Here is a 10,555-nt window from a genome sequence, read left to right on the forward strand (position 1 = left end):
GCCGGCTTCGTCAGATCTGGGCCAGGGCCTGGTCCAGGTCGGCGATGATGTCGACCACATTCTCGATGCCGACCGACAGGCGGACGACGTCGTCACCGGCGCCGGCAGCGGTGCGCTGGGCGGGCGACAGCTGCTTGTGGGTGGTCGAGGCCGGATGGATGATCAGGCTGCGCACGTCGCCGATATTGGCCAGGTGGGAGAACAGCTTGACCCCCTGGACGAGCTTCACGCCGGCGTCATAGCCGCCCTTCAGGCCGAAGGTGAAGACGGCGCCGGCGCCTTTGGGTGCGTATTTGCGGGCCAGGGCATGATACTTGTCGCCTTCGAGCCCGGCATAGGAGACCCAGGCCACCTTGGGGTGCGACGCCAGATGCTTGGCGACCGCGAGGGCGTTCGACGAATGCCGCTCCATGCGGAGCGCCAGGGTCTCGGTCCCGGTCAGGATCAGGAAGGCGTTCATCGGCGCGAGCGACGGGCCGAGGTCGCGGAGCCCCAGCACGCGGGCGGCGATGGCGAGCGCGATATTGCCGAAAGTCTTGCCGATCTCGAGCCCGGCATAGGACGGATTGGGCTTGGAGAGCTGGGGATATTTGTCGTCCGCCAGCCAGTCGAAATTGCCCCCGTCGACGATCAGGCCGCCGATCGAATTGCCGTGGCCGCCCAGGAACTTGGTCGCCGAATGGACGACGATGTTGGCGCCGTGCTCGAAGGGCCGGATCAGATAGGGCGTGGCCAGGGTGTTGTCGACGATCAGCGGCACGTGGTGGCGCTTGGCGACCGCCGCGACGGCATCGAGATCGGTCACCACGCCGCCCGGATTGGCGATCGATTCGACGAAGATCGCTTTGACGCCGGGCACGAAGGCACGCTCGAAATTCTCCGGATCATCGGAATCGACCCAGATCACTTCCCAGCCGAAGGACTTGAAGCTGTGGCCGAACTGGTTGATCGAACCGCCGTAGAGCTTCCGCGAGGCCAGGAACTTGTCACCGGGGGCCAGCAGGGTGTGGAACACCAGGAACTGCGCCGCATGGCCCGAGGCGACGGCGAGCGCCGCGGTGCCGCCCTCGAGGTCGGCGATGCGGGCTTCGAGCACCGCATTGGTCGGGTTCATGATGCGGGTGTAGATGTTGCCGAAGGCCTGCAGGCCGAACAGCGCCGCCGCATGGTCGACATCGTCGAAGACATAGGACGCGGTCTGGTAGATCGGCGTGATCCGCGCCTTGGTCGTCGGGTCGGGGGCGGCACCGGCATGGATGGTGCGGGTTTCGAAGGCAGGCTTTTGCTCGCTCATTCCTGGTCTCCATGAAACAGGGCGCCATTCTGACGACGGATTCGGGGCGCAGTCCAGACTTTTCCGTCTCTGGTGTGTCTATAGAATTTTTTCACATATACATTTCGCTAAATGCGCAAACGGGGGATTTCGATCTTCGGGCAGCGGTCCATCACGACCGCCAATCCCGCCGCCTCGGCCTTGGTGCGGGCGGCATCGTCGGCCAGGCCGAGCTGCATCCAGACCGCCTTGGCGCCGATCGCGATCGCCTCGTCGACCACGCCGGCAAGTGCGCCCTGTTCGCGGAAGATGTCCACCATGTCGACGGGTTCGGCGATCTCGGCCAGGTGGCCGACCACCGTCTGGCCCAGGATCTGCTTGCCGGCCTGGCCCGGGTTGACCGGAATCACCCGGTAGCCACGATGCAGGAGATACTCCATGACGTCGTTCGAGGCCCGGGCCGGATTGGGACTGGCGCCGACCAGGGCGATCACCCGGGTCTCGGTCAGCAGGCGGCGGATGGCGGCATCGTCGCTTGGGTAGGGCATGGCTCCTCCTTGTGGCGGGAGTTGAGCGCCGGGCGGCGGTGACGTCAATCACTGTGCGCCCGGCCGGTCATCGTCTACACTGCGCCGCATCGGGGTGGGGCGGCATGGCGGACATCTGGCGGGGTAATTTCAGGCGATCATGACGCTCGTCGCGACGACACGGACCGACCGGGTCCAAGCCATCGACATCGAAGGACGGCCCGCTTCGGCAGCCCAGGGGGAAATCGCCGGGCTCCTGGCGCGGCGCCTCGGCCTCGCCTATGCCGCCCTGTTCCCCCGGCCGGTCGTGGTCGGCGCCTTTACCGAATGGCACAGCGATCTCGAAGGTCCGATCAGCCGCTTCGTCGACCTGCCCGCGGCCGAGCGCGAAGGGGTGCAGGTGCGGCTCGGCCGCCTGGTCGGCGCCATCCGGGGCGAGGCCGGCCGACTCGCCGCCAGCAGCGACGCGGACGAGCGGCGCCTCGGCGCCACCCTGGCGGCCGCGATCGAAATTCCCGGCCTGGACCGAATCTATCTGGTCGGCGACCAGGTCGTGCTGACCGATTGGGGCGCCTTGGCGCTGGATCCGACGGGTCGCGGCCTGCCGCCGGCCCGGGGTCTCCTGCATGCCTTCTCGCCGGTGATCGCGCCGCCGCCCCCACCTCCCGGGGCACCGCCGGCCGCCGCCGGCACCGTCGCAGCGGGCACAATTCCGGTGGCCGAAGCGGTGATCGCGACCGCCCCCCGGCCACCGCGGGCTCCCTGGCCCTGGACCTGGCCCTTCATCGTCACGCTGATCGTGCTCGCGCTGCTGGCCGCCGGGGTGATCGGCCTATGGGCCTATCAGCGGGGCTGGCTCTCCGCTTTCTTCGGCGAGCCGGCCCTGGTCTGTGAAGTGCCACCGGAAGAAATCGGTATCGCCAGCGAACTCCAGGGCCTGAAAGGGCAGGAACAGGACCTGCAACGCGAACTGTCCGACCTGCAGCGCAAACTCGCGGAAAAAGCAGCGGCCTGCCGCCCGGCGATCCCGGAAACCCCGGCCGCGCCGCCCCCCGAGCCGCCGCGGCCGCCGCAAACGCCACCCGAGACACCGCCCACGCCGACACCGCGGCCCGAACCGCCGCCTGCGCCCGAACCGCCCCCCGCCCAACCGCCGGCCGCCCAACCGCCTCGGGCCGAGGCGCCGTCCGGCCAGGTCGCCGAGGATCGCCGCCGGGTCGAGGAGCGGGGCGGCCAGCGCGGCCGGCTCGAATTCATCCTGGCCTGGGACAACCGGGCGGATCTCGACATCCATGTGCGCTGCCCGAACGGCGATCTGATCTGGTCGCGCCAGCCGAGCGGCTGCGGCTCGGGCCGGCTCGACATCGATGCCAACGGCTATGCCAATGCGGGCGGCCTGGTGCTGCTGCCCGACCCGGTCGAGCACGTCACCTTCGCCGGCAATCCGCTGGTCGGCGACTATCAGGTGCGGGTGCGGATCTATCCCGATCCGGACAAGCCGCGGCCGCCGTCGGCCGCCTTCCGCGTGACCGTGCTCTATGACGGCAAGGTGATCGCGGAAAAGAACGGTTCGATCACCGACCCGCCCCAGGGCCGCGCCGGAGGGCCGACGCTGACCATTCCCGGCATCGGCTCGATCGGGCCCGGTGCCGATCCGGCCTTCGGCGAGACCATGGTGCTTACCGTCAAGGTCCCGCCGCCGGGCTGACTTCAACTTCAGCAGGTGCCGGCGCAGGCGCTGCGGGCGTCGGAGACCAGTTTCTTCAGGGCTTCCAGGTCGATCGCGCCGGGGATGAGCTGGTCGCCGATGATGAAGCTGGGCGTGCCGTTGATCGCGAGTTTCTCGGCCAGGGAATGGGCATCGGCGATCTGGGCTGCGATCGCCGGGCTCGACATGTCGGCCTTCAGCTTCTCGGTATCGATGCCGACCGTCTTGGCGATCTCCATGATCTTGTCGTCGGGCAGGGCGCCGCGCGAGGCGATCAGGGCTTCGTGGAAGGCGGCATATTTGCCCTGGGCCACCGAGGCGAGGGCGGCCCGGCTGGCGACCAGCGAATCCGGCCCCAGGATCGGGAATTCCTTCAGCACGACGCGGAGCTTGGGATCGGCCTTGATCAGTTCCATCACGATCGGCTGGGCCTGCTTGCAGTAGCCACAACGGTAGTCGAAGAATTCGACCAGGGTGACGTCGCCCTTGGGATTGCCGATCACCTGATCGCGCGAGTCACGCAGTAGCTTGTCGCGCAGATCGGCGATCTTGCCCTTGGCTTCGTTCGCCTGTTCGGCGTCCTGGCGTGCTTGCAGGGCCTGGATCGCCTCCAGGATCACCTCGGGATGCTGCACCAGGTAATCCTTCACGATGCCCCGGATCTCCTGCTTCTGCTGGTCGTCGAAACCGGCGGCGAGCACGGGAGCCGCCCCCTGGGCGAGCATCAGGACGGAAAGGGCGGGGGCGAGAAGACGACGCATGGCACGGGGCTCCGGTAGTTGTGATCGCGGCGAGGGCGCAGGGTCGGTCGTGAATACGCCAGAGGCGCAGGGTCACTCGCGATTGCGCCAGAGGCGCAGGGAGAGTTCACGGATATCGGCGGCGCGAAGGGCGCCGGGCGAGCCGACAGGCAGCAGTTTCTCGGCTTTTTCGGCCTGAGTGAAGGCGTCTTCCAGCTTGCCGACCAGCAGGAAACGCTCGGCCGAGGCGAGCGAGGCCATGCCGATGTCGTTGCGCCGGCCGTAGGCGATCGCGAGCTGGTACCAGGCGAGCGCATTGTCGGGGTCTTCGTTGGTCGCGACCTCGAGGGTGCGGATCGCCTCGTCGGCCAGCTTCGGGTCTTCGGTCGCGATCATCGCGCTGGCCAAGCCGACCCGGATCAGCGGCTCCTTCGGGGCGTATTTGACCGCCAGGCGATAGGGCTCCACCGCATCGGCGACGCGGTTGTTCTCCAGCAGGGCCTGCCCCTTCAATTCCAGGAAATAGGGATCGTTGGGATAGGACTTCAGCAGAGCGTCGATCTCGGTCAGGAATTGTGGGATGTCCGGCTTGCGGTAGAGCGCCACGACCCTCGCATAGCGATCGGCCAAGTTGGTCGAACTGGGCAGGATCCGGCGCAGGGTCGTGTCGGGATTGTCGAGATAGCCGTGCAACTTGCCCTGGATGCGTGCCAGCATGGCGACATAGATGGGCGCCGCCGCCGCGTCGACATAGGGCGACTGGCTCACCCGCGTCTCCAGCGCCGCGATGCGCTCCGGGGTCAGTGGGTGGGTATAGACATAGGGATTCTGGTCGCCGCGGATCCGCAGATTGTCGCGCTGGATGATGTCCAGGAATTCGGGCAGCCCGCGCGAAGTGACATGCAGCTTGTCCAGGAAGGTGACGGCGGCCTGGTCGGCGGTCGATTCCTGGGTCCTCGAATATTGCAGCAGGCTGCGCACGGCGACCTGTGAACCACCGGTCATGATCGCGGCCCCGGCTTCGCCGCCGCCGCTGAGGATGGCGATGGCGCCCAGCACGGTCGCGATGATCTGCTGGATCGAGGCGTTGCGCAGCGCATCCGTGCTGCGCACCAGGTGTCCGCCGGCGATATGGCCGGTTTCATGGGCGATCACGCCCATCAACTGTTCCGGCGTCGCCACCGCGAGCAGGGTGCCGGTGTTCAGGAACAGGTTCTGGCCCCCGGCGACGAAGGCGTTCAGCGTCGAGTCCTCGATGAGGATGATGCGGACGGCTGAATCCTCCAGCCCCGCCGCTTTGAAGATCGGCGCTGCCATGGCGCGGACGTAGGCTTCAACCTCAGCATCACGGATGAGCTGAAGGGAGCGCTGCTTGGCCTGCTGGGCGACGGCGGCGGGCACTATGGCCGTAACGGCCAAGAGCAGGCCGGCGAACCAGGCGATCAGGCGGCGAGCGAGGGAGGAGGCTCCCGGACGGGCGGACCGGCGACGGGCGAACCGGGAGGAGGCAGGCGACGACTGCAAGTCAAACTCTCCGATGATGCCCCCAGCTCCCGGCGCGGAGCTTAGCATAATTCGGCGGGGTGCCACAGGCGACGTGGACCCCGCCGAAATACGGCGTCAGTTGCCGAAGCGGCGCTGCCACCAGCCGCGGCGCGGCGGCGGCTTGGGCGCGTCGGGGTCGAGGGCGGCACCGCCCACGATGGTCTCGACCGGCTTGTTCACGGCTTCCGCCTCGCCGAGGGCGACGGCTTCGGGCGCGGGCTCGTCCTCGGCACCGGCGACCTCGGGCGTCGCCGCCTCGGGGAAGGGGGCGCTCTCGTCGGCCGGTGCGGCCGGAGCGGGTGCCATGGGTTCGGGTGTCACGGGTTCGGGGGCCACGGGTTCGAACACCGCCGGCACGGCTTCGGCAGCAGGCGCTTCGCTCACGGTCGGCACGGCTTCGACGGTCTCGGTCGCGACGGTTTCGGCCGGCATCGCGGCTTCTACTGCCGGTGCGGCGCCGTCTTCGATGGCGATCACGGTGACGGCGGCTTCGCCCTCGGCCGGGGCCTCGGCGTTGCCTTCGCCCTCGGCGCCCTCCTCGCCCTCGCCACGACGGCGGCGGCCACCGCGGCGGCCACGGCGGCGGCGGCGGCGCTGGCCGTCGTCACCCGCGTCGCCGGTCTCGCCCGCATCGCCTTCGGACTCTCCATCGGTTTCGCCGGCTTCCTCGCCTTCCGCCTCGGGGGCGGGGCGGACGGCTTCCTCTCCACCGGCCTCGGCGGGTTCGGCACCCTCTTCGGGCTCGGCGCTGCCGTCCTCGGCACCTTCACGGTCGCGGCCGTTGCGGCGACGACGACGGCGGCGCTTGCGGCGGCGGTCGCTCTCGCTCTCGCCCGCGGCTTCGCCATTGCCTTCTGCTTCCGCCTCCGCCTCTTCGGCCTCCGCCTCGGCCTCTGCGGCCTCCTCGGCTTCCTCTTCCTCGAGATCGGGCATCGGGAAGATGCCGGAGCGGATGGCCTGGACCTGTTCCGGCACCGGCGTCGAGCGATTGGCCAGCCGCTCGATGCGGAATTCAGGGGCGATCAGCGTGTCGTCGAGTTCGAGCAGGATCTTGAAATCGTAACGCTCTTCGAGCGAACGGAGCGCGTCCCGCTTGTGGTTGAAGAGATAGAGGGCGATCGCCTCCGGCATCTTCACCGCGATTTTCGAGGCGCGCTCGCGCATGCCTTCGTCCTCGATGCCGCGCAGCACGTGCAGCGCCGTCGACTCGGTGGAGCGGACGAGACCGATGCCGCGGCAATGCGGGCAGGTCACGGTCGAGGCTTCGAGCAGGCTCGGGCGGAGGCGCTGGCGCGACATCTCCAGGAGACCGAAGGGCGAGATCCGGCCGATCTGGATGCGGGCGCGGTCCGTCTTCAGGCAGTCCTTCATCTTGCGTTCGACCGCGCGGGCGTTCCGCTGGTCTTCCATGTCGATGAAGTCGATGACCACGAGGCCGGCGAGGTCGCGCAGGCGGAGTTGGCGGGCGATTTCTTCCGCCGCCTCGAGGTTCGTCTTGGTCGCCGTCTCTTCGATATTATGCTCGCGCGTGGCGCGGCCGGAGTTGACGTCGATCGAGACCAGCGCCTCGGTCGGGTTGATGACGATATAGCCGCCCGAACGCAGGTGGACGGTCGGGTTGAACATCTGGTCGAGCTGGTTCTCGACCTGAGCCTTATGGAACAGCGGCACGCGATCGCGGTAGAGCTGCACGTTCTTGGCGTGGCTCGGGATCAGCATGCGCATGAAATCCTTGGCCTGGCGGTAGCCTTCCTCGCCGTCGACCAGGATTTCCTCGATGTCCTTCGAATAGAGGTCGCGGATCGCCCGCTTGATCAGATTGCCTTCCTCGTAGACCAGGGCCGGGGCCGCGGATTTCAGGGTCAGCTCGCGAACCGAATCCCACATGCGCAGCAGGTATTCGTAGTCGCGCTTGATCTCGGGTTTGGTGCGGTTCAGGCCGGCGGTGCGGACGATCACGCTCATGCCCTTCGGCACTTCGAGCTCCGAGGTGATCGACTTCAGGCGCTTGCGGTCGGCCGGGTTCTGGATCTTGCGCGAAATGCCGCCGCCACGGGGGCTGTTCGGCATCAGCACGCAATAGCGGCCGGCGAGCGAGAGATAGGTGGTAAGCGCCGCACCCTTGTTGCCGCGCTCTTCCTTCACGACCTGCACCAGCATGATCTGCCGGCGCTTGATCACTTCCTGGATCTTGTAGGAGCGGCGCGGACGGAAGCGGGGGCGGGCGTGCGCCTCGGCTTCGAAGACCTCGGGCGCGCCCGCGGCTTCGTCCGCGGCGGGCGCCGGGACGACGAAGGCCGGCATGATTTCGGCCAGCGGCTCGGGAGCCGGCGTGGTTTCCGCCTCGGGTACTTCGGTGGTTTCGGGCGCCGCTTCCGGCGCGGCCGTCACTTCGGCGGTCGGCGTTTCGTTGGCAACCGTCGCCGCGGCGGGAGCTTCGGTGTCGGGAGCCTCGGGAGCGGCCGCATCGGCGACCGGGGCCTCGGCGGGAGCTTCCGGTGCCACCACCTTCAGGGTGTCGGGGTCGCCTTCCAGCACGGGGTCGTCGAAGTCGGCCGCCATGGCGATCGAGGAGCCATTGTCGTCCTCGTCCCTGGTGTCGCCGCCACGATCATCGTCGCCGCCGGCGCCGACCACTTCGGTTGCGGTGTCGGCTTCGACCACTTCGATCAGGCCGCCGTCGTCCTCGCTCTCCGCCTCGGTGTCGGCTTCGGGGGCCAGTTCTTCGTCGTCGTCCTCGTCATCGTCGGCATGGGCGGCGGCTTCTTCGTCGATCAGCGCCTGCCGGTCGGCGACCGGGATCTGGTAATAGTCGGGATGGATCTCGCTGAAGGCGAGGAAGCCGTGCCGGTTGCCGCCGTATTCGACGAAAGCCGCCTGCAACGAGGGTTCGACCCTCGTCACCTTGGCCAGATAGATATTGCCCTTGAGCTGCTTCTTGTTCGCGGATTCGAAATCGAATTCTTCAAGACGATTGCCGCGCACCACGACCACCCGGGTTTCCTCCGGGTGGGTGGCGTCGATGAGCATACGGGTTGCCATTAGGTGAATCTCCGGGGCTCCGGGATCGCCGCGCACAGCAAGGCGCGGGCGAGGGAGCCGGCTGGTTGGCACAGATTGAAGCGCCCCGCATCGCCCCCTGGCGCCGGTCTAACGGCGCGGTCACGGGCATCGAGCGCATGTGGGTGCGGCCGCCGAGAGGGCGGCACGGCGCAACGCGCGGATCGGGACGGCGACCGGCGACAACAAGAACGGCGTTGGAGCCGCTCTTGCTTGCTTCGGTCTTGGCCATCTGGCGATCGGGCGACACGTGCGGAAACTTGTCTCTGTGCTGGGTGAAAATCGGATGGAAAGAGCCTGGCGCAAAGGTGCCGCAGTCTGTCGGGGGCTATCTCGTCCGGCGTCGGCAGGGGCCGTCGGGTCGACTCGATCGCTCGGAAACAGCGTGCCCGATGGTGCCTGGTGGCGATTCGGCCGACACGCAGGTCGATCGAATCTCCGGCGGCCTCGGGCCGGCGCCTTTTTTCGCGGCGCCAACAATATGGCCTGCCGATTGTTACGGCAATGTTTATCTGTCAACACATTTGACATGTCGGGATGTCGCGGGCCCTCGGGCGCCGTGGCCGAACATCGAGGTCGATCGTGCCCACCATCGCTTTGCTCATCTGCTCCAATGTCTTCATGACCGTCGCCTGGTATGGCCATCTCAAATTCACCAACCAGCCGCTCTGGAAAGTGATTCTGGTGAGCTGGGGCATCGCGTTCTTCGAATATTGTCTGGCGGTACCGGCCAATCGCATCGGCTACGGCCAGTTCTCGGCGGCCCAGCTCAAGACCATCCAGGAAGTGGTTACGCTCTGTGTCTTCGCCGGTTTTTCCGTCTTCTACCTGGGCGAGGCGCTGCGCTGGAACCATCTCGCCGCCTTCGCCTGCCTGGTGGGCGCGGTCTTCTTCATGTTCCAACGTTAGGGCAGAGATGCAACGGTGATGCAGCCCTGCCACAGCGGCGCCATATTCGCGGACCAACGTCCCCAAGCGTCATCAATGCCGCTATAAGTCGGCGCGGGCGGACCCATGCAACGGCGGTACATGCGCTTTCTCGGGCTTCTCTTTGGTGTCTTTCTGATCCTGGCGGTGGTCGGCCTGCTCGGCGGCCTCTGGGTTGTGCACCACTATTCACGCGACCTGCCCGACTATCGTCAGCTGGCCGTCTACGAACCCCCCATCACCACGCGGCTGCACGCGGGCGACGGTTCGCTGCTGGCCGAGTATGCGCGCGAGCGGCGCCTCTTCGTGCCGATCGGCCAGATCCCGCCCCAGGTGATCGGCGCCTTCCTCTCGGCCGAGGACAAGGACTTCTACCATCACGGCGGCGTCGACTTCGGCGGCGTGCTGCGCGCGGTCTTCACCAACCTGCGCAACATGGGCAGCGACCGCCGGCCGGTCGGCGCGTCGACGATCACCCAGCAGGTGGCCAAGAACTTCCTGCTCGGCAACGAAGTCTCCTATGGCCGTAAGATCCGCGAGGCGATCCTGGCCTTCCGGATCGAACGCGCCTTCTCGAAGGACCAGATCCTCGAGCTCTACCTGAACGAGATCTATCTCGGCATGGGCGCTTACGGCGTCGCCGCCGCCGCGCTCAACTATTTCGACAAGTCGCTCGACCAGCTCACGGTCGCCGAGATCGCCTATCTCGCGGCCTTGCCCAAGGCGCCTTCGAACTATCACCCGATCCGCCAGCACGATGCCGCCGTCGGCCGCC

Annotated in this window: 8 protein-coding genes; 3 read left to right on the forward strand and 5 right to left on the reverse strand. The window is 67.4% G+C overall.

Annotation, left to right across the window (positions count from 1 at the left end; translation table 11 throughout):
• Positions 1-10 precede the first annotated feature (10 nt).
• Both WC493_RS14785 and WC493_RS14790 read right to left on the reverse strand, forming a co-directional pair.
• Positions 11-1,294, reverse strand: a complete 1,284-nt coding sequence (locus tag WC493_RS14785) for an O-acetylhomoserine aminocarboxypropyltransferase (protein ID WP_373066301.1) — start codon at positions 1,292-1,294, stop codon at positions 11-13.
• A gap of 107 nt (positions 1,295-1,401) precedes the next feature.
• Positions 1,402-1,821, reverse strand: a complete 420-nt coding sequence (locus WC493_RS14790) for a CoA-binding protein (RefSeq protein WP_373066302.1) — start codon at positions 1,819-1,821, stop codon at positions 1,402-1,404.
• A 139-nt stretch (positions 1,822-1,960) separates the two neighbouring features.
• Between WC493_RS14790 and WC493_RS14795 the strand changes: the two genes are divergently transcribed.
• Positions 1,961-3,508 (forward strand): hypothetical protein, encoded by a 1,548-nt coding sequence (locus WC493_RS14795; protein WP_373066303.1) that lies wholly within the window; start codon positions 1,961-1,963, stop codon positions 3,506-3,508.
• A gap of 8 nt (positions 3,509-3,516) precedes the next feature.
• Here WC493_RS14795 and WC493_RS14800 read toward each other — a convergent pair whose 3' ends face one another.
• The 3 genes from WC493_RS14800 to WC493_RS14810 form a co-directional block, all read right to left on the reverse strand.
• Positions 3,517-4,269 (reverse strand): DsbA family protein, encoded by a 753-nt coding sequence (locus WC493_RS14800; RefSeq protein ID WP_373066304.1) that lies wholly within the window; start codon positions 4,267-4,269, stop codon positions 3,517-3,519.
• Between the two features lie 72 nt (positions 4,270-4,341).
• The gene (locus WC493_RS14805) at positions 4,342-5,649 is read right to left on the reverse strand and encodes a M48 family metalloprotease (RefSeq protein WP_373066305.1); all 1,308 of its coding nucleotides are present in this window, start codon (positions 5,647-5,649) and stop codon (positions 4,342-4,344) included.
• 219 nt (positions 5,650-5,868) lie between these two features.
• Entirely contained in the window at positions 5,869-8,835 is a 2,967-nt protein-coding gene (locus tag WC493_RS14810; protein ID WP_373066306.1) for a ribonuclease E/G, read from the reverse strand.
• A gap of 600 nt (positions 8,836-9,435) precedes the next feature.
• Between WC493_RS14810 and WC493_RS14815 the strand changes: the two genes are divergently transcribed.
• Positions 9,436-9,762 (forward strand): DMT family protein, encoded by a 327-nt coding sequence (locus WC493_RS14815; protein ID WP_373066307.1) that lies wholly within the window; start codon positions 9,436-9,438, stop codon positions 9,760-9,762.
• A gap of 105 nt (positions 9,763-9,867) precedes the next feature.
• Positions 9,868-10,555: transglycosylase domain-containing protein (locus tag WC493_RS14820; RefSeq protein WP_373066308.1), on the forward strand; the 688-nt coding region annotated here is incomplete at its 3' end.

The organism is Zavarzinia sp., assembly GCF_041650655.1.
In the GTDB taxonomy this organism is placed as follows: domain Bacteria; phylum Pseudomonadota; class Alphaproteobacteria; order Zavarziniales; family Zavarziniaceae; genus Zavarzinia.

Bases quoted from the DNA above. Each gene is read 5' to 3' on its own strand.
- WC493_RS14790 (WP_373066302.1), bottom strand. From the start codon at position 1,821: ATGCCCTACCCAAGCGACGATGCCGCCATCCGCCGCCTGCTGACCGAG.
- WC493_RS14785 (WP_373066301.1), bottom strand. From the start codon at position 1,294: ATGAGCGAGCAAAAGCCTGCCTTCGAAACCCGCACCATCCATGCCGGT.
- WC493_RS14810 (WP_373066306.1), bottom strand. From the start codon at position 8,835: ATGGCAACCCGTATGCTCATCGACGCCACCCACCCGGAGGAAACCCGG.
- WC493_RS14800 (WP_373066304.1), bottom strand. From the start codon at position 4,269: ATGCGTCGTCTTCTCGCCCCCGCCCTTTCCGTCCTGATGCTCGCCCAG.
- WC493_RS14795 (WP_373066303.1), top strand. From the start codon at position 1,961: ATGACGCTCGTCGCGACGACACGGACCGACCGGGTCCAAGCCATCGAC.